Genomic DNA, 23643 nt, shown 5'->3' with positions numbered 1-23643 from the left:
ACAGATCGGCGCTTTGTGCGCCGATTTTTTTTACGGAGCATGCATGTGATTAGAATCCTGACATTTACCCTGCTGTTACTCTGCATCAATATCCATGCAGTTGCCGATCAACCTCACCGCCTTTGGTATAACCAGCCCGCCAGCGTGTGGGAGGAAGCACTGCCGTTGGGCAACGGGCGCTTGGGTGCAATGGTGTATGGCAATCCCGCCAATGACAGCATCCAATTAAATGAAAATACGTTTTGGGCGGGTGGCCCTCATAACAATCTCAATCCTGCTGCGTTGCAGGCATTACCGGAAATTCGCCGTTTGATTGCGGCAGGCGAACACAAAGCAGCGGAGGCGCTTGCGGCAAAAACAATTACCAGCCAGGGTGCTCATGGCATGCCTTACCAAACCGCCGGGAATTTGCACTTGGAATTTCCTGCGCATCAACACTACAGCCATTATTACCGCGAGCTGGATATTAGCAGCGCGGTTGTGACTACGCGCTATCAAGTGAACGATGTTGTGTTTACCCGCGAAGTATTCAGTTCGTTTGTGGATCAGGTGGTAGTGGTAAAATTAAGCGCGAGTAAACCTGCGCAGCTAAATTTCAGTGCACACTTAACACATCCTTCCCATCCTGTTTTTACGCAAGAAAATGCCAATACTCTTGCGATGCAGGTGCAGTCATCTGATCACGAAGGCATTAAAGGGCAAGTCAAACTGGCATCGCTCATGAATGTTAGTGCACATGGTGGAACCATTGTTCAGCGCGATCAGCGTATCGAGGTCAGTAATGCAGACTCTGCGATTATCCTGATTTCGATGGCGACCAATTTTGTAAAGTATAACGATATCAGTGCAAATGCGATGGCGCGTGCACGTGGCTTTTTAGCGCAGGCAGCATCACAGTTTGATAATAATCAATATGCTGCCCGCAAACAGGTGCACAGCCATTTTTATCAACAGTATTTTAATCGCGTCAGTCTTGATTTGGGTAAGAGTGCATTCGCCAATGAAAGCACTGACCAACGCATCCATTTATTTGCAACGCGTTATGATCCGGAATTGGCGGCGCTGTATTTTCAGTTTGGTCGTTACTTATTAATTTCATCATCACAACCCGGTGGCCAACCTGCGAATTTGCAAGGCTTATGGAATCATCGGCAAGATCCGCCGTGGGACAGTAAATACACACTCAACATTAATGCTGAAATGAATTACTGGCCTGCAGAAGTTACCAATTTAAGTGAACTGCATGAACCGCTGATTACAATGACCAAAGAGTTGGCGATTACCGGGCAAGAGAGCGCTAAAAAAATGTATGGCGCGCGCGGTTGGATGGCACACCACAATACCGATATTTGGCGTATTACCGGCGGCGTAGATTACACCTGGGGTTCATGGCCAACGAGTAATGCCTGGTTGAGCCAACACCTGTGGGAAAAATATTTGTACACGGGCGATAAAGATTATCTGGCGGATGTGTATCCGGTAATGAAATCTGCCGCCACATTTTTTGAAGATTTTTTAATTGAATCGCCCGACAAAAAGTGGCTGATCGTTTCGCCTTCTATGTCGCCGGAAAATGAAGCCAAAGCGTCGGGCACCAAAATTGCCGCCGGTGTCACCATGGATAACCAGCTGCTGTTTGATTTATTCAGCAATACCATCGCTGCTGCGCGTATTTTAAGTGAAGATAAAAAACTGGTTGAAGATAAAAAACAAATCGCCATTTGGGAAAAAATCCTCTCGCGTTTACCGCCAATGCAAATTGGACAATATCACCAGCTGCAAGAATGGCTGGAAGATTGGGATAATCCGCAAGACCAGCATCGCCATGTCTCACACTTGTATGGCCTTTATCCGAGCAACCAAATATCGCCCATTCGCTCGCCAGAGTTATTCAGCGCTGCGCGTGTGAGTATGGAACAGCGCGGTGATCCTTCGACTGGATGGTCTATGAATTGGAAAATCAATTTGTGGGCGCGCTTATTGGATGGTGACCGCGCGTTTAAACTAATGCGCGACCAAATCAAACCGGCACTCACGCTGGATGGCAGTGTGAACGAAAGTGGTGGCACTTATCCGAATATGTTTGATGCGCATCCGCCGTTTCAAATTGATGGCAATTTTGGTTTCACCTCGGGTATGGCAGAAATGCTGGCGCAAAGCCACGACGGTGCAGTGCATTTATTGCCTGCATTGCCACAGGGTTGGCCGCAGGGTGAAGTAAAAGGGTTGGTCATGCGCGGCGGTTTTGTGGTGGATATGCGTTGGGCAAACGGCCAGATCAGCCAGCTGAAAATCCATTCGCGCCTGGGTGGTAATTTGCGTTTGCGTACCCATTCTCCTTTGCCACTCGTCACTGCGTTCAAGGTAAAAAAAGTGACGGGCGCAAAGAAAAATCCGAATCCGTTTTATAAACAAGCGCAGATTAAGCAACCGCTCAAACACACTGGCAAAACAATACCTGCACTCAGCCTGGATAATTCCTACTTGGTGGATATTGCTACACAAGCCGGGCGCGATTATGTGTGGGGAAATTAAACTATTGTTGTTACTGCAATCTTGTTGCTGAAATATCGTTACCGCGATATTTTTACAGGAACATTTTTGCGACAACACCAAGCAATGCGCAAATTCCCAATACCCGGATGATGCCCATTTTCCAATAAAATAACAGCGCACTGGCAATCACACCGATTGCCAGAGCAAGCCAATCCAATTGCACCAACCAACCGGATTCAACGCCCTGCGGCCAAAGTGTGTGATACGCAAAGAATAAAGCGAGGTTAAGAATTACACCAACAACCGCTGCGGTAATGGCGGTGAGCGGTGCGGTGAAATGCATATTGCTTTGGGTGGATTCCACCAAAGGACCACCGGCAAGAATAAAAATAAACGAAGGTAAAAACGTAAACCAGGTGACCAGTGTTGCCGCGACTGCTCCCGCCACAAATAATGATTCACCGCCCATAAATTGCTGGCTATAGGCACCTACAAATCCAACAAAAGCAACCACCATAATCAGCGGGCCGGGTGTTGTTTCACCCAGCGCCAGGCCGTCCATCATTTGCGCAGGGGTGAGCCATTGGTAGTGGGTAACTGCACCTTGATAAACATAGGGCAACACTGCATAAGCGCCACCAAATGTCAGCAGTGCAGCCGTGGTAAAAAACCAGGCCATTTGGGTGAAGCCATGTTGCCAGCCAAACAGGGTGCCTAATAACAACATGGGAATTATCCATAACAATAATCCGCAACCGATAATGGCAATTAAATGATTGGTGCGGAATTTTGCATGTTCAGGCGTGGGGGTTTCGTCATCGATAATAGCTGGGCCATAATTTTTTTGATTGGCTTGGTGCTTTGCGCTGGCGTTAAATAAATGCGGTGCAAATTTCCCCCCTAACCAGCCAATAATGCCCGCTGCTAAAACAATAACGGGAAAGGGAACATGCAATGCAAAGATTGCGATAAACGCAGCGGCGGCAATTCCCCACAGCCAATTATTTTTTAAACTGCGCGAGCCAATCCGGTGCGCGGCTTGCACCACAATCGCTGCAACCGCTGGTTTTATGCCGTAAAAAATACCTGCAATTAATGTCAGATGCCCATAGGCGATATACAACCAGGACAGCAGTATCAGAATCAACAGTGAAGGCAATATAAATAATAATCCGGCAATAACACCGCCCCTGGTTCGGTGCATTAACCAGCCAATATAGGTAGCCAGTTGTTGTGCCTCTGGCCCGGGCAACAACATGCAGTAGTTGAGTGCATGCAGAAAACGTTTTTCTGAAATCCAACGGCGCTGCTCTACTAATTCCTGATGCATGATAGCGATTTGCCCAGCGGGTCCGCCAAAACTGATAAAACCCAATTTCAACCAAAATTTGATCGCTTGCCATAGATTGACATTAGGGGGGCTGCCAGCGGCAGGCGATCTATTCATTTCAGGCGTTGTATTTATTTCAGGTGTTGTATGCATTTAGAAGCCTTGTGTAAGAGCCTTCGTAAGATGTATATGTAAATGTTTTGCATAAAACGTCTTGCAATCGTTTTGTCATAAAGCGGCATGATACAGACAAATTTTCTGCGCCTGAAGCTGAAAACGTGGTTGTCGGCTGCGCTCCGCGCATGTAACTGCGTTGTCATATTCTCGTCATATAGTGCAGGCCTTTATCGGTTCGCGTGTTGCGCAATGCAATCGCCAATCATTGTTTGATGGCCTGCAGAGAATGTCTATGTCCCCTAAATCCCATAAACACATGCATTACAACGTCGCCTTGGTTGATAAATTATGGAATTTAAAACGGTTGTGCGAAGCCCATTTAAAAATGCACATCCCGTTAAATATGGTGTTGAAGGATGAAGAATATCGCACCGAGTTGTTGGAAAAGGCCTTATCTGCAAATAACGATGAGCTGACCCAATTGGTGTGGGAAGTGCGGCAAATGGAAGATGCCATAGTCACCGCCACCCACACCGGTGATGAATTCAAACCGCGCAAAAAAACGCGCGGCGGCATTAAATTAAATACACTCTCTGCGGTTGCGTGCTCGCTGTTGCTCATTCTTGGCGGCTATTTGTTGCGGTCTTTTTTGCCTTTGGATGCCGGTGAAGTATTTGTGCTGCAAGCAATCACTGAAACGCGGGTGAAATCCGCAGTGACACCCACTGCACCCGTCTATGTTCCAGGTACACCCTTAGTGCGTGCAGGCAAGCCGTTATTTCGTGTGCATGGTTCAAATACCGTGGGCGAAAAATTAACGCCGCGCTTGGTTGAATCCTATTTAATGGCTCGCGGTGCAACGGATATTAAAACCGAACAAGGCAGGACTCCCACCGAAAAAGCGGTAACGGCACAGCTCAATGGGCGCATTGAATTTATTGAAATACATGCGCATGGTTCAAGCACGGCGTTTACCGATTTGTTACAGGGCAACGCGGAATTGGGTATGTCATCGCGCCGTATCAAAGAGCAGGAGCGCGAGCTACTACTTGCCAAGAATGGCGATTTAACCGAACCCGGCAGTGAGCATATTATTGGGCTCGATGGTTTGGCGATAGTTGTGAATAGCAAAAACCCGCTCGGTCAGTTGTCAATTCCGCAGTTGGTAAAAATATTTTCCGGTGACATTACCAATTGGTCTGAAGTGGGTGGAAATGATTTGCCCATTACACTTTATGCACGCGATGAAAATTCCGGCACATGGGATTCGTTTAAAAGTATGGTGCTGGATTCTTCCTCAGCGAGTTTGGCGCTCACTGCAAAGCGCTTTGAATCGAGTACCGAGTTATCAGATTCGGTAGCCAAAGATGAAGGTGCGATCGGATTTATTGGCTTGCCTTATGTGCGCCGTGCAAAATTATTGGCAATATCGACGACGAAAAACTCCAAGCCTATTTTACCAACTCACTTTACTGTCAGTACCGAAGACTATCCGCTGTCGCGCCGGTTATATTTTTATTTGCCGCAAAAAAATATCAGTAATGAGGCGGAAGAGTTTGTGAAATTCAGTGCAACTGAACGCGGGCAAAGTATTGTGGAAGACATAGGGTTGGTATCGCAAAATATTAAAACGGGTCAGCCGTTTAACAATAATTTTTATCCCGAAGAAATGCGCAGTTTGACGGCACGCTCCCAGCGTTTATCGATTAATTTCCGCTTTAAGGATGGCAGTGATGAACTGGATACCAAGGGCATATCTGACCTTGACCGTTTGGTGAAATATGTTGAAGTGAATTCGCCCAGACGCGTTCAGTTGTTTGGGTTTTCCGACAGCGAAGGCGATAAAGCACAAAATCTTGAATTGTCATTGCGCCGCGCCCAAGTGGTAGAGCAGCATTTAATTGCGCGCGGAATTTACCCGCTGGTTGCGCGCGGTATGGGAGAGGCAGCGCCATTGGCGAGCAGTAAATCAGAAGAAGGGCGCAGGATGAACCGACGTGTTGAAGTGTGGATTTTGTAATCCATCACCCCAGTCCCTCACCCCGGCCCTCTCCCAGAGGGAGAGGGAGTTATGCATTTCGCTTCCTACTCCCAGAAGGAGAGGGAGTTATGAATTTCGCGTCCTACTCCCAGAAGGAGAGGGAGCTATGCATTTCGCTCCCCTCTCCCTCTGGGAGAGGGGCTGGGGGTGAGGGCAAAAGGCTGGGGTGAAAGTAGGGCTATTTCGTTTTGAAAAATTCCATCATTTGTTGCAGTTGTAATGCCTGACTGGTGAGTTCTTCTGCTGTGGAATAAAGCTCTTCCGCCGATGAAGAATTTTGTTGGGTGGCAATACTGATTTGGGAAATTGCGATAGTAATTTGGTTTGCCCCTGATGTTTGCTCATCGCTGGCAGCAGAAATTTCTTGTACTAAATCAGCGGTTTTACGGATCTCGGGGACTATGGTGTCCAGTAATTCGCCCGCGCTTTCAGCCAACTTTACCGAGCTGCCCGCCAACTCACCAATTTCTTTTGCAGCGGTTTGGCTGCGCCCTGCTAATTTGCGTACTTCACTGGCTACTACTGCAAAACCGCGCCCGTGTTCACCTGCTCGCCCCGCCTCAATCGCAGCGTTTAGCGCAAGCAAATTGGTTTGGTAGGCAATGTCATCAATCATACTAATTTTCTGTGCAATTTTACGCATTGCATCAACGGTATTTTTAACGGCATCTCCTCCTTGCTTGGCTTCCATTGCGCTTTTACTGGCAATGTTATCGGTGACTTTTGCGTTGTCATTATTCTGGCCGATAGACGCTGTAATTTCTTCCATGGCCGCACTGGTTTCTTCAATGCTCGCTGCTTGTTGGGTTGCTGCCTGGCTAAGTGATTGTGCAGTTGAGCTGACTTCTTCTGATGCCGATGAAAGTGAATCGGCAGTTGAACGTACATCGCCAATAATTTCTGACAGGCGTGAGACCATTTGGCGAATGGCAAACAAAATACTGCTTTGGTCTTTTGCTTTGGTCTCTACATTCACCGATAAATCACCTTGTGCGATCCGGTAAATAACATCAGCGGTGTAATTGGGTTCGCCACCTAATTGGGTAAGTAAACTGCGTGCGATGAGAAAGCTCAAAATAATCGCAATAATAATACTGCTGATAATAATGATGCTGTTCAGCATCAAGGTGCTCTCATAACGTTGGGTGGATCGGTCGTATTCTTGTTTGGCAATTTGTACCTGGAATTTATTCAGTGCAGTGAATACTTCATTCAGTGGATCAAAAATAGGGTAGATGCCTGTTTGGGTGAATTGGTTGATTGCATCGATATTTCCGTTTGCATACCAGGCTTGTAAATCAGCCAATTGTGCGTGTGTGCGATCAATTAATGGTGTGGCTTGTTTGATTAGTCTTTTTTCTTCATCCAACAAATAAGTGGTGAGGTAATACTCCCAAATTTTGTCGGTCGCTGGCAGGGTTTCGTTGGTGATTTTCAGAGCTTCTTGCGGAGTGATTAAACCTTTGACGGTTTTTTGCGGGACATCGACCAGAATGAGTGCAAAATTGTCGATGACATCTTTCAAGTCGCGCATGGGTTCAACCCGGTCAAGATAAACAGTGCGCATGCCCTGGTTTGCATCGTTCATTCCCTTTATTCCAAAACCACCGATCACAATCATGAGTGTAACCAGTGCGCCCGCCAAAATGGCAAGGCGTGCTGCGACTTTTGTGTTGTTGAACATATCTAACTCCTTATTGTTGTTCCACTCTCATGGGGGTGCAGTGGTTGTGCATAGCAAATGGCGTATGCCTGTTGATTTGTCACAGGGTTTTAAATCTATTGTTATTCGACAGCCGCTCTGCTTGGTAAAGAAGAGTTGATATGAACCTTAGTCAGCAAGAGGATATTTGTCAAAAACGGGAGGGGGGAGCGAGGAGTGGAACTACTCTGCCAAGTGACCGATTAGCGAGTGCTGATCAGCCTTTGCTGAGCAGCCACTCTTTGGCGAGGTTGATGTCGTTAAACATTTTGCCAAAGCTAATCGAGCGACTGGCGAGTACGTCATACACAAATTGCGTGGTTTCGCGGGTGCGGGGGTTTTTATCCACCCATGCAAATTTGTACTTGGTGGTAATGCCTACTTTTTTAAAAATACTGGGGTGATCAAACGCTTCCAGAGTGGTAACGGAGTCAAGTAAATACTGCTCACCTAACACTTTAAAACATTGGTGCGCTTCACAGGCGTCTGCTACTTGTTGCCAGAATGCGACGGCATTTTCATAGTTGCCAATACCGCGCACTTCTACATGAAGATAATCGCCGTGCGGTGTGACTTTTACATCGATATTCATTGGTTACTACAACTCCAATAGCTATTTATTACGTAAATCGGCAAGCAGTTTTCCTGCCGCAAGAATCTCTTGCTCGTGTTCCGGTTCGCGCCAGGTTTCTTTTAAGCCGCTGGCATACCAGTCTTGCATCGCAGGTATATTAAGCAAGCGTGTTAAATAATCCTGTGCTGGTCCGGTTAATGGCAATCCATAGGTCTGGAAACGAAAGGCGACCGGAGCAAAAAAAGCATCTACTGCGGTGAAATGTGCGCCCGCTAAAAATGGCCCGCCGAAAGTTTGCAAACCTTGGTTCCACAATTCGTTAATACGCTGGATATCCCGTTCAAGACCAGCGCTGATCGCATGTAATTGAATGCGGTGGCCGCAGCTCATGCCACAGGTATTGCGCAGGGTTTGAAAACCCGAGTGCATTTCGGCACTGGCGGAGCGAGCCCACGCGCGAGCAGCTTTATCTTCTGGCCAGACTTGCGGATAGGTTTCCGCAAGATATTCAACAATCGCGAGCGAATCCCACACCGTTTGAGCACCATCCTGCAAACAGGGGACTCGGCCATTGGGTGAAAAATGGCGATACGAATTCCAACTGCCGCCTGCATCCAAGGGATGTATTTGCTCCTCAAACGGAATATTCAGTGTGCGCATCAATACCCATGGGCGCAGTGACCAGGATGAGTAATTTTTGTTGGCAATATGCAGGGTGAACATCGGGCAAACTCCTTGTGTGATGCGGTCTTGTTGCTGGTGGATGATGCGTAAAAAATTAACACAAATGCGTGCGCAAACCCGAAACATTAACCATTGCTAACAAAAAGACGCGCTAACAAAAAGCCAGCGCAAGGCTGGCTTTTATCATTACAGTGAAGCGATTGCGTCCAGGCTCCAATCAATTGCCTCGCGATAATAATCGGCAGGCAATAAATCACCCAGTAACACCAGCGTTTCGCGCACTTCAGTGATGTTATTGCTCACAATATTGATGTGCCCCACTTTGCGGCCAGCACGCACCTCTTTCCCATACCAATAGACGCGCGCGCAAGGCAGATCGCGCCATTGTGGATTGTAGTCAGTGCCGATCAAATTGATCATCACGTTATGGCCAATCACTTGCGGTTGGGGTGTTGCCATATTGGCGACGGCGCGCAGGTGATATTCAAATTGGCTGATGCTTGCCCCGGCCTGTGTCCAGTGGCCGGAATTGTGTACGCGCGGTGCCAATTCGTTAATCAATAATTGATCGCCCACGCGGAAGGTTTCCATCGCCATAACGCCCACGTATTCAAGCGCATTTAAAATTTTACCCAGCATGTCTTCCGCTTGTGCTTGCAGGGGTTGCAAGCGCGCGAGTGGCGCAACCGACGCGTAGAGAATGCCATTCAAATGCAGGTTCAATGTGAGTGGATAAAACACGCATTCACCTTGTTGGTTGCGCACGCCCACCAGCGATACTTCTTCATCAAAATTGATCGCCTGCTCGGCAATGGCTTCACCCTGCCAGTCATCGGGCACTTGATCATCATCGGTGCGCAGCCAGTGTTGGCCGCGGCCATCGTAACCACCGGTGCGGCGCTTCAGCAGCACACGCTCGCCCAGTTGATCGCGCAATTCGTTGGCGGTGATGTCGTTACACACGTTGCGCCAGGGAGCAGTGACAATGCCGAGTGAATCGATCAATTCTTTTTGGGTTTTGCGGTCAGCCAAGCGGCCAAAGACGTTTTGGTTGATAAAACGAGGGTGTTCGGCAAGCGCATGGGTCACTAATGTTTCCGGCCATTGCTCGCGCTCGGCAGTCACCAAATCAGTGGGGGCCAATGCGGGAGCGGTTGCTTCATTGATGTCGACCGGGCATACATCCAGCGCCAACGGCATACCGGCGTGTTTTAACATCGCGCCTAATTGGCCTGCACCTAAAACCCAAATACGTTGACTCATGCCAAACCTCAAACACTAAAACCAATGACAAATAATTGATTGTGGGATTATTGATCGCGCGCTCTTAATCTCTAGGGTCTGGATTATCCAAAACCGCTTGGGTCTGGTCGTGGCGGAATTGCTCGATCTTGATCGCCAGTGCCGGATCGGTCACCGCCAGAATCTGGCAAGCCAGCAAACCGGCGTTAAATGCACCCGCCACGCCAATTGCCAGGGTGCCAACCGCGACGCCTTTTGGCATCTGCACAATAGAATAAAGACTATCGATTCCGCTCAGCGCCTTGCTTTGTACGGGAACACCCAGCACAGGCAAACGTGTATGTGCAGCAACCATACCCGGCAAATGCGCCGCGCCACCAGCACCGGCGATAATGACCGCATAACCATTCTCAACCGCTGACTCGGCAAATTCAGTGAGTTTTTGCGGGGTGCGGTGCGCAGACACCACCTCAGTATGGTACTCAACACCCATCTGCTCCAGTATTTCTACCGCCGCCTGCATAGTGGCCCAATCACTCTTGGAGCCCATAATCACCGCAACTTTTCTAGCCATAACGCTTGCCTGAATCTGAATGAATGTTTGCTCAAAATGTGAGCCGGAATCGGAAAAAAGGCGCGCATCTTAGCATGATGGCAGAGGTATGCCGAATGCATTCTTTTACTAGCCTTGACTGCTAGGTGAGCAACTGGATAAAGTGAGCAAAATGATTAAATTAATCAAAATGATCAATGTGAGGATCTGTTATGGAAACCCTAACTGCAAGTGATGCCAAGCGCGAATTTGGTGACCTTCTCTTAAAAGTACAAAGTGCGCCCGTTGGCATTAACAAAAATGGAAAGCCAGTAGCGGTGATGCTCTCCTATGCCGAATACGAGCAGCTTGCCGCACACAAAACCGCGCAGCTTAAAGCACAGATTCAGCAGGGTATTGCGGATTTAGACGCTGGTCGCATCACAAGCGGAAATACTGTGCTTGAGCGTCTACGTCAGCGAGTGAAATGATGGCCACCTTTTATTTCACGGAGCAAGCCGAAAAGGATTTGGAGGCCATTATCGATTTCACTGTCCAGCGCTGGGGTGCAGCACAGTCGCACAATTACATAGATGACTTGGAGGTACTTGCCCAAATACTTGCGGATAATCCTCTGCTGGGAGCTGAGCGCGAGGAGTTGTCGCAAGGACTGCGCAGCTTTCCTTATCAAAGCCATTTGCTTTTTTATGTGTTGCAAAAAGACGGAATCACGATTGTGCGGGTGTTGCATACGAGTGTGGATGTAGTGCGGTATTTTTAACCCGCCTAGGATATTTGGATGTCAGTTATAACTTTCGCGGCTGCATAACCGCTTCCTCATGGAAAAGGCTGGCACCTCAGCTTCGAAAGGCTTTGTTGGCTTTCAAAAATAATGGTTTGAATACGCAGGGCAGTCATGCTCTAGGTTTTGACTCCATCCAAAAATATGTTCTTCACAAAAACAAGTTGGGCATTGCTGCCCAACCTGCGGCTAACAATTTTTACACCCCGCTCATCACTCCCACCATCCAGTGATAAACCGGAATCCCCAGCAACACATTTAACGGAAAAGTCACGCCCAGCGCTGCAAAAATTGCGAGGCCGACATCGGCTTCTTTAATGGCGGCCTGGATTGCGGCGGGTGCTGCAATATAAGAGGCACTGGCGGTAAGTGCGGCGAGGATCAACACGCTGCCTTGCGGTAAGCCAAGGGCGATACCTGCGCTTATGCCAACCATCGCCAGCCCAAATGGGGCGATGAGCGCGAAGCTGACCAGTTTCCAATGGTGCAAGGGGAAAGGTGCTAAATGACGCGAGGCGCACACGCCCATTTCCAGCAAAAATAATGCAAGTAACGCTTTAAACGCGCCGAGAAATAACGGGGCTATCTCTTTGCTGGCGTCGGGGCCGTAAAGGTAGCCGATGATGACTCCACCGGTCAGCAACACGACTCCGCGGCTGGTGAGCGCCTCATGCCAAATGCCTTTCATGCTCGCGCCACTGCCTGTCGCTTTTTTGTAAAGCAGGATTCCCACCACTATCGCCGGCAACTCCAGCAGCACCAGATAGAGTGTGGTCTGCGGGGCGATGCTGAGGTTATTGGCTTCGGCAAACGCAAGCGCTACGGCAAAGGTACCGGCGCTGGCTGAGCCGTAGTGCGCGGCGATACTGGCGCTATTGGCGCTGCTGAGTTGAATCCATTTACGCAACAGCGGGTAGAGCGCGAGCGGAATGGCGATGCCAAGCAGGATGACCGTAATCACTTCTGGCAATAACTGCCAATGCACATTGCCATGCAGCGCGAGGCCACCTTTCAGACCAAGGGTTAGCATGAGCAGGATGCTCAGGGTGTCGTAAGCGGCTTTGGGGACTTTCAGGTCAGATTTGGCGACACCGGCGATAACGCCGAGCAGGAAAAACATGACAATGATATCGGGCATAACAAACTCCAGTCGGGGATCTAGTGCTTATTGTGGCGATTCAAATAAATAGATGATAATTAATGTTTGTAAAAATTATTATTGATAATTATCTATATTGTTGGCAAAAGGGGGTTGATATGAATATTCGCCATCTGACATTCAGGCTGTTACAGGTCTATATCGCGGTAGTCCGCACCGGGTCTATTTCGCAAGCGGCGGCACAGTTGCACCTCACCCAGCCGACTGTCTCCCTGCAAATCAAGCGCTTGACCGAGGCGGTAGGCGATGTGCTGTTGGAGGTGCGCGATGGGCACTATCAACCGACATTTGTCGGGCAGGAGTTGTATCACGCCTCGCTGGATGCGCTTACGCGCTTTGAAGATTTTGACAGTTTTTTGAGTGACGCCGCCCTTGGGCGCAAGGGGCATTTCAGGATTGGTGTAGTGACTACAGCGCAATATGTATTGCCGCGTTTGCTCAGCCCCTATGCACAGCAATATCCCGCGGTGGATGTGACATTTAATATCGGCAACCGTGGCAGCGTATTGCAGCGCTTTCAGAACCAGTTGGATGATTTGTATTTATTCAGCCATCCACCCACGGGCGATCATGTGGTGAGTGGCCGGTTTTTGCGTAACCCTTTGGTGTTGATTGCGCCGTTAAACCATTGGGCTGCACAGAAAAAAAGTGTGCAGTTTTCAGAGCTGGCGGGCGAGCGTTTTTTAATGCGCGAACCGGGCAGTGCAACGCGCATGATGTTTGAAAATTGGCTGCGGGAACACAACATTCAACTGCATAAGACTTTGCAGATTGAAAGTAATGAAGTGATCCGGATGAGCGTGGAAACCGGTTTGGGGTTGGCGGTGTTATCAGAACATACTCTGGCGCAGGCGAATGCCAAAGTGGCGATTATCAAGGTGCAGGATTTTCCACTCATTAGTCACTGGTATTTGGTGCGTCATGGCGACCGCCGTCTCCCTGCTGCCGCCTCCAATTTTATTGATTTTATGAACACCCACCTGGATCAGTGGGTGGAAGAAAAATATATCCGCAATGAGCTTTCCATTTTACTCGGCAGCCACTGATTTTTCGGCGCGTATAATGAGAGGGTAGTGGTCAGATGGATAGAGCGAGTTATAGCGTGTGGTATCTACCACATGGCTCAATACCTTGAGCGGTTTTGAAACAAAAATGAAATCGATTTTATTATCGGTTTCGGTATTTTCACCAAATCCATTGAACGTTTTATTGCCACCAGTGGCCGGTGTTGAGGAAATTTTTTCAGCATCTGCCAAAAAGCTGCTCAGAATTTCATAGGTTTTTGAATCCGCTTTGCTGTTGAAATCGCCGGTGACAATCACTGCGGTTTGCGCATCTATTTTTGCAATCTCTGCTTGTAACAGTTTTGCGCTTTCCTGCCGTGCGGTTTCGCCTTCGTTATCAAAATGGGCATTAAAAATAGCGAACGCGTTTTTACTGGTTTTATCGAATAATTGCGCAATGGTGAGTGTGCGTCTGTAAGTGGCATCCCAACCGCGCGAAGGTTGTTGCGGTGTTTGCGAAAGCCAGAGTGTTTTCTGGCTCTGTAAACTGAGGCGCGCCGTGCGGAATAAAATGGCAGTGGTTTCACCTTTGTCCCTGCCATCATCGCGCCCTACACCTATCCATGAATATTCATCGAGCATCTCTACCAGATCTTCCACTTGATATAACTCTGCTTCTTGCAGGCCAATCACATCCGGGTTGTGCGTTTTAATCAAATGCGCAACCAGATATTTACGCTTTTTCCAATTGTTCGGGTTTTCTGCTGCTTCACACGCGCCGCAGCGAACGTTGTAGCTCATCACGTCCAGTGTTTGGCTGTGTGCATGAAAGCTGATGGAAAAAACGCATAACAATAAACTGGCTGCAAGGTATTTCATTGGTTGTCCCCGTATGTAAACAATCAGGCGATCGGTGAGATCATCACTATAGTTTATGGCTGCTTCAGGCTCACATCTTTCATGTCATTCATCGCCTGACTTTGTGACTCAATTAACTCATCACCTTGTTGGTCGATAAACAACACGGCCAGATTATTATCATTGGCAACTTGCAATCCTTCACTGCTCCCCATGCACAAAAGTGCAGTAGACCAGGCATCGGCAGTCGTCGGGTCGGGGTGGAGAATGGCAACCGAAACAGTGTTGTGTTCAACTGGTTTTCCGGTGCGCGCATCCAAAATATGGCTGTAGCGTTTGCCGTTACTATCAAAGTAGTGACGGTAAGTGCCCGATGCCATCAATGCCATAGGTGCGCCGCTATTGAAGCTCGCGATTTTGTGCATCTTACGTTCATTTGGCAGCGGTTTTTCCATCGCAATTTTCCAAGGCTCGCCGTTGGGTTTTTTGCCATTGATTTTTAATTCACCGCCGATTTCTACCAAATAATTTTCTATGCCGTATTGCTCCAACACTTTAGCGATTTGCCCTACGGCATAGCCTTGACCGATGGATGAAACATCAATTCGCAAGGTGGGAATTTTTTTGCGCAAATGGGTGGCATCTACCGTTTCAAGATTATCCAGCCCGATAATCGCCATGGTCTCTGCAAGTGCTGCATCGCTTGGCGGTGTGAATTCGTCTTTTTTAAAGCCCCATAAATCAAACAGGGGTTTAATGGTGAGGTCGTAACAGCCATGGCTTGCGCGATGGATCACGCGCGCAGTCTCGACCAATGACACCAATTCTGCATCGGCCTCCAACACATCGGTGGTTTGTTGTGCGTTAAACATTTCGATTTTGGAATCATCGCGATAATTGGATAGTGCCAAGTCCATGCGCTCCAGTTCATCGTTCACAGCTTTTTCTATCGTGGCCATATCGGCCGTTGCAGCCGCAGGCAACTCAAATGTGAGGTTGTAGGTAGTGCCTTGCGCATAGCCGGAAATTTTACTCAGCTCCGGCGTTTTGCTACAGGCAATGGTCAGTGCACAGAGTGCGCCTATCAGGCCGCGATACATCAGGCTCATGGTTATACGTCTCTCAAGTCAAAGTAAGTGATCCAAAACAAACAGGGCGGCATTATAGCTTGCTAGACTATAGATAGACTGTTTGGATAAGCCGCTTTTGTGTTTTTGTCACCACGGCCATTTTCTGGCTCAGATACTGCTTGGTGTTTTACTCGCATTCATTGAGCCCATATTATTTGGATTGGTTTATGCCCCATCGCGCCCATTTATTCTCCCTACGGATTGCCCATGCCCTGCGTGAGGCCTGTGTTGTTGAAAAATACAGTGCATCGCGTTTTACGCGTGATTTATTGGCGGGTATTACCGTGGGCATTATTGCGATTCCGCTTGCTATGGCGCTTGCCATCGCCAGCGGAGTGCCACCGCAATACGGTTTGTATACAGCCATCATTGCCGGTTTTTTAATTCCACTGCTTGGCGGTTCGCGCTTTAGTATCTCCGGACCTACGGCAGCGTTTGTGGTGATTCTCTATCCCATCGCACAGCAATACGGATTGGGAGGTTTGCTGGTCGCGAGTGTGATGGCCGGTGGTATTTTAGTAGTGATGGCGCTGCTGCGACTGGGGCGATTGATTGAATATATTCCCGAGGCGGTAACGCTTGGGTTTACTGCAGGGATTGCAGTGGTGATTGCGACTTTGCAGATCAAAGATTTTTTTGGTTTGCAATTGGCGGATATGCCTGAACACTATCTGGAAAAACTTGTATTGTTAGTAGAAAGTTTGCCGGATTTTTATTGGCCCAGTTTTATTGTCGCCGCCGCGACACTTGCCGTCATGTTGTTATGGCCGTTATTAAAACTGCCAGTCCCTCCGCATTTGCCTGCGTTGATTGTGGGCACTCTGGTCGCGTTATTGTTGAATCAATCCGGTTTTGCAGTGGATACGATTGGCTCGCGTTTTTCTTACACCTTGGCCGATGGCACTAACGGCGCTGGTATTCCACCGCAGTTACCGCAATTTGAATGGCCCTGGTTACAGACCGGTGCCAATGGCGAATCCATTCAATGGAATCTGCATGTGTTTCAAGATTTGCTTGCGGCTGCTTTTGCAATTGCCATGCTCGGTGCGATTGAATCGTTATTGTGTGCGGTGGTGTTGGATGGCATGTCCGGCAAACGTCACAGTGCTAATAGCGAGTTATTGGGGCAGGGGATCGCCAATATAATCACGCCTTTTTTTGGTGGCATTACTGCAACAGCAGCACTTGCGCGCTCGGCTGCGAGTATTAAAGCTGGCGCAGAATCGCCAGTGGCGGGAATGATCCATGCGCTGGTGGTGTTGCTCGGTTTGGTAGCGCTCGCACCGCTACTGGCGTACTTGCCTATGCCGGCGATGGCGGCGCTGTTGGTAATGGTCGCTTGGGGAATGAGCGAGGCACACAAGGCTGCACATTTAATCAAAACCGCGCCGCGTGGTGATATCTGGGTATTTATTACCTGTTTTGCCTTAACAGTATTGTTTGACATGGTGATCGCGATTACCGCGGGCATTGTGCTTGCAGCACTCTTGTTTATGAAAGAAATTGCCGCTATGACCCATGTGGATGATGTGACCGATACAGGGCGAGTGGATGATAAACCTTTACCCGAACACTGGCGCGCATTCAGCATTAGCGGGCCATTGTTTTTTGCAGCAGCTGATCGTGTTTTTGGTGAGCTTTCAACGCTGTGTACCGAGCAGCAGCATATTATCCTTTCATTAAAAGAAGTTTCGCTATTGGATGCGGGCGGCTTGTCGGCGCTGGAAAAATTAATCGCCAAATGCGAAAAAAATAATACGGAATTAATCCTGACAGACATTCCCAAACAGCCGCTGATAACACTTGCGCGCGCCAATATCAAACCGATCAAAGGCGTACTGCGTTTTTATTTAACGTTGGCTGAGGCTCGCCGGGTGGTTGTCGAAGGCCATTGATGTTGGGTTGTCACTACACCAATTGTTCTGCGTTTTAATCCCGCCATCGGGCGATGAATAGCCAATGCATCCGAGCAGGCTATCGAAAATTTGTTCATGGTGTGGCAGGAAGTTGTGGTCTTCGCGCTTTTTCAAATTGGCGATGAGTTGTTGGTTCTGCGGTTGCGCGATGAACTTGTCCGATGTCCATACCAAAAACGGCACGCGGAATTGTTCAGGCGGAGCCAGCTCTTTCGGGGTTGCATGGAAGTGACTGTTTTCATCAATAGATTCACCGTGGTCGGGCACATAAAACACCAGCGCATTTTTATCACGCAATTTGTCGAACACTGTTTTCAGCATGTGATCCACATAAAGCACTGTGTTATCAAATGAGTTGACCAACTGCTCGCGGCTACAGGTGTCGTCTATATCCATGCATTCCGGTGTAAAACGCGCAAACTCGCGGGTATAACGCTGGCTATACAAATGATGTGAGCCTTTGGTATGCAGCACGACCAGATGTTTTCCCTGTGAATATTTGTTGATGGATTTTTCCAACTGGTCTACCAGCAGCATATCGTCGATTGGACGTTTGCTATGGGCATATTCCGAGGCAATGACTTCACGGATTTCATAACTGTTGGCATCCAGACTGGAATAAAACCAGGCCTCACTTTGCATACCAAATAATTCCGAAGTGAAACCTAATTTGCGCATCACTGCGAAAACATTACGCTCTTTGAGCGTGCGTTGATCGTCGTCTGCGGTGCCGTTTTCACGCACAAACATACAGCGCAATGACAGTTTGGTAGCGGTATCGCAAGAGGTTCCGCGCAAAGCAATCAGATTGGGCTCTTGTGATAACAAGGGTGTTGTATTGCGCTCATAGCCAAATAAACCCATATGATCCCAGCGCGTTGTTTCACCAATCACAAACACGACAAATAAATCATTGAGTGTGCTTGGTGGTTGGTAAGTGAAATGCTTGCTGGGGTCAAATAATTCTTTATTGCTCTTATCTTCTTTGCTCAATTGGTGTGCGTAAATGGCGAGGCTGGCAATCCAATTTGTGGGTAAATAAGAGTGCGCAATCACACCACCAATGCTCGCAGTATATTGATTATTTTTACGCGCCTGATTTTCAGTGAGATGAACAATGGTTTTTATACAAAGATTCACTGCCAGCAAACAACACAGAATCGGAATACTGCGGCGGGCATAGTATTTGAAAGAAGAATAGTTGGGAGAAAGATATTCGGGCGGCATGTGTTTAATACCGCGCATCCGCTGATACACACTGGTTGAGAGCGGCGTACACCTCAACAGCACTACCGGTACAATCCCGGTGAGTGCCCACCATAGAAAAAATTCGTGGCCGAGTGCTTCACCGTTTAAATCAGTATCCAGCGTGAGGGTGGAAACAATCACACCATAGCCAATCACCACGTTGAAAAAAATCATGTAATAACTGGCGGCAGCAGAGACAAGCAGGGTAAAACTGGCGAGTGTTTTGTAAAGGGTTTGGCCAAACAGGCTGAAGGCGCTGATAAGCAGATAACAAAACCCCACCAATGCAATGGCGGAGAGCAACGCAGAGGTGATCTCTAATCCGCCACCTGCCATGGCATTGCGTATCAGATTAGCACTGTTGAGTGCGAGACCTATGTAGAGGCTTAGTGCCAGCGACATCTGCCGCTGGCTTAAACAGGGTAGGGATTTCATTATTATTATCCACAAAGATCAATAGTTGCTTATTACGTGTAACAGGCTTCAGTGAAGCGCTAATCCTTGTGAGGTTATCAGGCGTAGATTAAGTCAAACTTAAATTCGCCTTACAGAGAACAGCTCCCGGTTTTTCTGGATAATTATTATTCGTGCAGTGAATCATCTTCACCACCAAACGCAGCCAATAGTGCCTGAATAAAGTTCTTCAGTTCAAGCGCCATAATCGCAAAGTCCGCGTCAAATTGTTCGGCTTTGCTCTCCGGGTTGCGTTCGTTAGCTTTATCGCTGATGACATCTTCAAATTTCACGCGTTTGATCGCCAGTTGGTCGTCAATCACGCAGCTGATGGATTCTTTCCATACCAACGCAATCTTGCTCACGTGCATTCCGCTTTCCAAATGGTTGCGGATCTCACTTGCGGTTAAATCCTGTTTTTTACAACGGATGACGCGACCATCTTTAGCGGCTTGCAGCTCAACTTCTTCGCCCAATTCAAACTGGTGCGGAGCCTGGCTTTCACGCAGCCAATGGGTCATCACCTGGGTGGGAATATTTTTGGGGGCGATAGGCAAGCAGCGCAAACTACCAAGAGCCTCACGTAACTTACTGAGTAAATCTTCCGCGCGTTTGGCTGATGATGAGTTCACCACAATCAGTTTTTCTTGCGGTGCTATGTAGGCGTAATCCAGCGATGAGCGGGTAAAGGCTTTGGGTAATAGCGAGAAAATAATTTCGTCTTTCAAGGTATCGCGCTCTTTGCGGCTAACGGGGCGAGATTCCGCTTCGCTAATGGCGAGCACTTTTTCTTCCAGTGCTTCTTTAATTACTCCGCCGGGCAGGATTTTTTCCTGCTTTTTGGCGCAGACCATAATGTAACCATTGGTCACGTGCACAAATTCACTGCCGTGACGGCCAAGCGGAAATTCAAAACCGTAACGCAAAGGGTCGAGGCTGCCGCAGGGGTTAAAGCAAAATTCAGCGAGCTTCTCATTTAATTCTTCAGCAGAAATAGTCCACTCTTCGGTCAGGCGATACAAACGTAAATTTTTAAACCACATGAAAAATCCAACAACAGAATAGGTTTTTATATAAGAGGAGGCGAATTACTTGGCGGCGATGAAGCATGGGACTCGGTGTGATCTTTAAGACCGTATGCGGCATGGATGCCGCATTCGAGCCCCCATGGATGGGTTTACGGCGTGTCGAAAAAGGTCACACCGAAACCCATGCTGGTGGTTATTTCAAACTGAAATTAACCAACAATATCAATCAACTCAACATCAAAAATCAGCGCTGAGTAAGGCTTGATACTGGCACCTGCGCCGCGCTCACCGTAAGCGAGGTTGTGCGGGATGTACAAGCGGTACTTGGAACCGACTGGCATCAGTTGAAGTGCTTCAGTCCAGCCAGCGATAACACCGTTTACCGGGAAATCGATTGGTTGACCGCGATTTACAGACGAATCGAACACAGTCCCGTCAATCAAGGTACCGTGATAGTGGGTTTTCACTTTAGAGGTTGCCGTTGGAATCGCGCCAGTACCCTGGGTGATCACTTCATATTGCAAGCCAGATGCGGTCACAGTGATGCCTGCTTTCTTCGCATTCTCAGCCAGAAACGCTTCGCCAGCAGCGGCCAACACTTTGCTCTTTTCAGCTTCTTTCGCCTGCATTTGGGCGTTGATTGCCTCAAACGCTGCTTGCATTTGCTCGTTGCTGTATGGCATCTCAACACTGTTCAGTGCATCCATAACACCTTGCGCCACAGCTGCTGCCGATACGCCTTCAAATGGATTGCTGGCCAATTGATCGCCCATTTGACGGCCAATGCCGTAGCTCACCAGTTCTTCATTCGTCTTGTACTGATTAGACATAACTCAAATTCCAAAGGATAAATAAGGCCGCGCAGTCTAGCAGATCAGGCCGCAGAATCCTTGTCGGGTTCATTCGATGCAGACGGTAAATCTTGCTCGATAGTGTCATCGTCAGGTGCGATAACATGCATCTCACGGATAAAAATACCCCAAAACGCCATAAACAGTGCCGCGACCAAAGGTCCAATGATAAAGCCGTTAATACCGAAAAGCGCCAAGCCCCCCAAGGTAGACAGCAGTACGATGTAGTCTGGCATTTTGGTATCGCGCCCGACCAAAATAGGGCGCAGGATGTTATCTACCAAACCAATAACACCGGCACCAAAGGCAACCAGAATAATGCCTTTGATATTGTCACCGGTCGCAAACAGATAAATCGCAACCGGTATCCAGACAATGGCTGGGCCGATCGCGGGAATCAGTGAAAACATACCCATCACCACCCCCCACAACAGCGCACCGGGGATTCCCAATGCCCATAGGATCAGCCCCCCCAGCGTGCCCTGGATGATGGCGATCACCAGATTGCCCTTGATGGTCGCGCGGGTGACTTCGCCAAACTTGGCGAACAACATACGCTCGCGTGCATCGCCCAAGGGAAGTGCACGGATCAGCAATTCCAGCAAGCGCTGACCATCGCGCAATAAGAAAAACGTCAGGTACAACATCAGGCAGATATTCAACAGCAGTTTGAAGGTGTTTTGGCCGATGCTCAGGGCATTTTGTGCCAGCCACTTGCCACTGCTCATACTGGCGTTCAATACGCCCTCTTTAACTTTGGCGACATCGATACCAAAACGCTCGGCCGCTTGTTGTATAGCAGGGAAGGCAGTGCGCACCTGCTCGATATATTGGGCGGGGTTCACCTCACCGGATTCCAGTTTTTTGTAAAAATCGGCACCTTCGGCTACAACAGAGCTAACCAGGACGGTAACGGGTAAGACTACAATTACAATGCAGGCCGTCAGGGTCAGCAGGGAAACTGTATTGGTGCGCCCGTTCAGGCGTTTCAATAGCCGCTGTTGTAACGGGAAGAAAATGATAGTGATGGCGCAAGCCCAAAAAATCGTTCCGAAAAAGGGCTTCAGAATCATCAAAAAGCCCACGGAGACAATTAATAAAAACAGCAAAAACGTGCGTGTTTCCAATTTTTGTTGCATGGCGCTTATCCTTCGTAAGATCAAAACAAATGGCTGCTGACTATACGGTAGCGTCCCGAGGGTGTCATCCGTCGCGCCTTGGAAAATAGTCATTCGTCAAATCAGACACTATCTTCTATGCTGAAAAACAATAACTGTCTTTTTCAGGTTGTCGGGCTTCATGCAAATACCGGTTTGTTTCGTGGGCGTAAAGATGCACTTGGGGGTGTGGCTATTGCTATGCTCCGTTGCGTGTGTCCCGGTATTGGCCCAAACCAGCGGCGACGGAAAAATTCATATTCCTGTGCGGGTACAGGGCACCAAGCTTGAAGAGCCGGTCGATTATTTTACTGAGCTGCTGAACATGGCGCTGAATGCCAGTAAAGCTGAAAATGAAGTGGTCGACATTGTATTTTCTGACCGCGATTACTCCCAGGCTCGCTGGATCCACCTCCTGCAAAACGATAAGCGCAATTTCGTCATTTGGACCATGACCGATAAAACGCGCGAGCAGCAGATGCGCCCCATCCGTATCCCCTTATTCAAAGGCTTGTTTGGATACCGCGTGTTATTGATCCGCAAAGGTGAGCAGGCACGTTTTGATAATGTCACCGGGCTCACGGATCTTGCCCGATTGCTTGCAGGCCAGGGCACCCATTGGCCGGACACTGACATCATGCTGCACAATGGATTGCGTGTGACCACCAGCGAAACAACAGAGTCATTGTTTCGCATGTTAAGCGCACGCCGGTTTGATTATTTTCCGCGAGGGATTTCAGAAGCTTGGTTTGAGTTAATGCAGCGCAATGAGAAGAATTTGGTGGTCGAGAAAAATCTGCTGCTGTATTACCCGACGGCTATGTACTACTTCGTCAATAAAGACAATGAAGCGCTTGCCAAACGAATTGAATCGGGTTTGGAAACCCTGATCGACAACGGGAAGTTTGACCAGTTTTTTTATAATCACCCCAGAATCAACACCGGTTTGGAAAAACTCCAACGGCGGAAAATCCTGCGCCTGGAAAATCCGTCGCTACCCGACGAAACACCGGTCGATAACCCGCGTTATTGGGTTGATTTAAACGGGATAAGTAAATCTGAAGTAAAACCAGAGCATGCTGTTGCGCGATAAATCGCGCAACAGCATGTGCCGAATACACGGCGAGAAGGGGATTAATGCGGTGTTTTTTCAGCGTGATTGCTGCAGCTAGCGTCGCTGGTTTTATCGCAGCCGCCACATCCGCCACAGGCGGCGGATTTTTTGGTGGAGGGGAAAATCCAGCGGCGGATCAGGAAAATCACGGCGGTTAGAACGCATATGCCGACGATCATTTCTTGCCAGGGGAGATCATTCATAG

General features: G+C 48.5%; 21 protein-coding genes. 7 read left to right on the top strand and 14 right to left on the bottom strand.

Annotated features, from left to right (window positions below):
- Window positions 1-39 precede the first annotated feature (39 nt).
- Complete coding sequence (locus B2739_RS08290; protein ID WP_331345392.1) at window positions 40-2535, top strand: glycoside hydrolase family 95 protein; 2496 nt, start codon at window positions 40-42, stop codon at window positions 2533-2535.
- A 52-nt stretch (window positions 2536-2587) separates the two neighbouring features.
- Here B2739_RS08290 and chrA read toward each other — a convergent pair whose 3' ends face one another.
- Window positions 2588-3943, bottom strand: a complete 1356-nt coding sequence (gene chrA, locus B2739_RS08285; protein ID WP_331345416.1) for a chromate efflux transporter — start codon at window positions 3941-3943, stop codon at window positions 2588-2590.
- A 292-nt stretch (window positions 3944-4235) separates the two neighbouring features.
- On the opposite strand from chrA, the gene B2739_RS08280 reads away from it, so the two are divergent.
- Window positions 4236-5963, top strand: coding sequence for a phosphate ABC transporter substrate-binding/OmpA family protein (locus B2739_RS08280; RefSeq protein WP_331345391.1), 1728 nt, complete (start codon window positions 4236-4238; stop codon window positions 5961-5963).
- A gap of 199 nt (window positions 5964-6162) precedes the next feature.
- Here B2739_RS08280 and B2739_RS08275 read toward each other — a convergent pair whose 3' ends face one another.
- The 5 genes from B2739_RS08275 to purE all read right to left on the bottom strand — a co-directional run bounded on the left by B2739_RS08275 (window position 6163) and on the right by purE (window position 10760).
- The gene (locus B2739_RS08275; RefSeq protein ID WP_331345390.1) at window positions 6163-7668 is read right to left on the bottom strand and encodes a methyl-accepting chemotaxis protein; all 1506 of its coding nucleotides are present in this window, start codon (window positions 7666-7668) and stop codon (window positions 6163-6165) included.
- 235 nt (window positions 7669-7903) lie between these two features.
- On the bottom strand, window positions 7904-8278 hold the full coding sequence (locus B2739_RS08270; protein WP_331345389.1) for a hypothetical protein: 375 nt from the start codon (window positions 8276-8278) through the stop codon (window positions 7904-7906).
- A 21-nt stretch (window positions 8279-8299) separates the two neighbouring features.
- Window positions 8300-8983 (bottom strand): glutathione S-transferase family protein, encoded by a 684-nt coding sequence (locus B2739_RS08265; RefSeq protein WP_331345388.1) that lies wholly within the window; start codon window positions 8981-8983, stop codon window positions 8300-8302.
- A gap of 147 nt (window positions 8984-9130) precedes the next feature.
- The gene (gene purK / locus B2739_RS08260) at window positions 9131-10207 is read right to left on the bottom strand and encodes a 5-(carboxyamino)imidazole ribonucleotide synthase (protein ID WP_331345387.1); all 1077 of its coding nucleotides are present in this window, start codon (window positions 10205-10207) and stop codon (window positions 9131-9133) included.
- 64 nt (window positions 10208-10271) lie between these two features.
- Window positions 10272-10760: a 5-(carboxyamino)imidazole ribonucleotide mutase gene (gene purE / locus B2739_RS08255; protein WP_331345386.1), complete on the bottom strand. Its 489-nt coding sequence runs from the start codon at window positions 10758-10760 to the stop codon at window positions 10272-10274.
- A 191-nt stretch (window positions 10761-10951) separates the two neighbouring features.
- On the opposite strand from purE, the gene B2739_RS08250 reads away from it, so the two are divergent.
- Together B2739_RS08250 and B2739_RS08245 are read left to right on the top strand one after the other, a co-directional pair.
- A complete protein-coding gene (locus B2739_RS08250) occupies window positions 10952-11209 on the top strand; it encodes a type II toxin-antitoxin system Phd/YefM family antitoxin (RefSeq protein WP_331345385.1) in 258 nt (85 codons plus the stop codon).
- On the top strand, window positions 11206-11499 hold the full coding sequence (locus tag B2739_RS08245) for a type II toxin-antitoxin system RelE/ParE family toxin (RefSeq protein ID WP_331345384.1): 294 nt from the start codon (window positions 11206-11208) through the stop codon (window positions 11497-11499). The genes B2739_RS08250 and B2739_RS08245 overlap by 4 nt, the downstream gene beginning before the upstream one ends.
- A 220-nt stretch (window positions 11500-11719) precedes the next feature.
- Here the strand turns inward: B2739_RS08245 and B2739_RS08240 are convergent, their stop codons facing one another.
- Window positions 11720-12658, bottom strand: a complete 939-nt coding sequence (locus B2739_RS08240; RefSeq protein WP_331345383.1) for a sodium-dependent bicarbonate transport family permease — start codon at window positions 12656-12658, stop codon at window positions 11720-11722.
- 119 nt (window positions 12659-12777) lie between these two features.
- On the opposite strand from B2739_RS08240, the gene B2739_RS08235 reads away from it, so the two are divergent.
- Window positions 12778-13725 carry a LysR family transcriptional regulator gene (locus B2739_RS08235; RefSeq protein WP_331345382.1) on the top strand — a complete coding sequence of 316 codons (948 nt, stop codon included), beginning with the start codon at window positions 12778-12780 and terminating at the stop codon, window positions 13723-13725.
- On the opposite strand, the gene B2739_RS08230 is transcribed toward B2739_RS08235, so the two are convergent.
- Both B2739_RS08230 and B2739_RS08225 read right to left on the bottom strand, forming a co-directional pair.
- The gene (locus B2739_RS08230) at window positions 13708-14562 is read right to left on the bottom strand and encodes an endonuclease/exonuclease/phosphatase family protein (RefSeq protein WP_331345381.1); all 855 of its coding nucleotides are present in this window, start codon (window positions 14560-14562) and stop codon (window positions 13708-13710) included. The two genes, B2739_RS08235 and B2739_RS08230, sit on opposite strands and share 18 nt — an antisense overlap.
- 53 nt (window positions 14563-14615) lie before the next feature.
- On the bottom strand, window positions 14616-15650 hold the full coding sequence (locus tag B2739_RS08225; RefSeq protein WP_331345380.1) for an FAD:protein FMN transferase: 1035 nt from the start codon (window positions 15648-15650) through the stop codon (window positions 14616-14618).
- Between the two features lie 188 nt (window positions 15651-15838).
- On the opposite strand from B2739_RS08225, the gene dauA reads away from it, so the two are divergent.
- Window positions 15839-17566, top strand: coding sequence for a C4-dicarboxylic acid transporter DauA (dauA, locus tag B2739_RS08220; RefSeq protein ID WP_331345379.1), 1728 nt, complete (start codon window positions 15839-15841; stop codon window positions 17564-17566).
- Here the strand turns inward: dauA and eptB are convergent.
- The 4 genes from eptB to B2739_RS08200 all read right to left on the bottom strand — a co-directional run bounded on the left by eptB (window position 17522) and on the right by B2739_RS08200 (window position 22306).
- Window positions 17522-19270, bottom strand: coding sequence for a kdo(2)-lipid A phosphoethanolamine 7''-transferase (gene eptB, locus B2739_RS08215; RefSeq protein ID WP_331345378.1), 1749 nt, complete (start codon window positions 19268-19270; stop codon window positions 17522-17524). The genes dauA and eptB overlap by 45 nt on opposite strands.
- A 146-nt stretch (window positions 19271-19416) precedes the next feature.
- Window positions 19417-20331: a recombination-associated protein RdgC gene (gene rdgC / locus B2739_RS08210; protein ID WP_331345377.1), complete on the bottom strand. Its 915-nt coding sequence runs from the start codon at window positions 20329-20331 to the stop codon at window positions 19417-19419.
- A 194-nt stretch (window positions 20332-20525) separates the two neighbouring features.
- Window positions 20526-21146, bottom strand: a complete 621-nt coding sequence (locus B2739_RS08205; RefSeq protein WP_331345376.1) for an FKBP-type peptidyl-prolyl cis-trans isomerase — start codon at window positions 21144-21146, stop codon at window positions 20526-20528.
- A 44-nt stretch (window positions 21147-21190) separates the two neighbouring features.
- Window positions 21191-22306 (bottom strand): AI-2E family transporter, encoded by a 1116-nt coding sequence (locus B2739_RS08200; protein WP_331345375.1) that lies wholly within the window; start codon window positions 22304-22306, stop codon window positions 21191-21193.
- A gap of 181 nt (window positions 22307-22487) precedes the next feature.
- Here B2739_RS08200 and B2739_RS08195 point away from each other — a divergent pair, with 181 nt between their 5' ends.
- The gene (locus B2739_RS08195; RefSeq protein WP_331345374.1) at window positions 22488-23417 is read left to right on the top strand and encodes a hypothetical protein; all 930 of its coding nucleotides are present in this window, start codon (window positions 22488-22490) and stop codon (window positions 23415-23417) included.
- A 41-nt stretch (window positions 23418-23458) separates the two neighbouring features.
- On the opposite strand, the gene B2739_RS08190 is transcribed toward B2739_RS08195, so the two are convergent.
- Window positions 23459-23641 (bottom strand): FeoB-associated Cys-rich membrane protein, encoded by a 183-nt coding sequence (locus B2739_RS08190; RefSeq protein ID WP_331345373.1) that lies wholly within the window; start codon window positions 23639-23641, stop codon window positions 23459-23461.
- Between the last annotated feature and the right edge of the window lie 2 nt (window positions 23642-23643).

Source organism: Cellvibrio sp. UBA7661 (assembly GCA_002483365.1).
Taxonomy (GTDB): Bacteria; Pseudomonadota; Gammaproteobacteria; order Pseudomonadales; family Cellvibrionaceae; genus Cellvibrio.
Note: the sequence above shows the minus strand (reverse complement) of the source record. Positions and strands in the feature narration are given on the sequence as shown.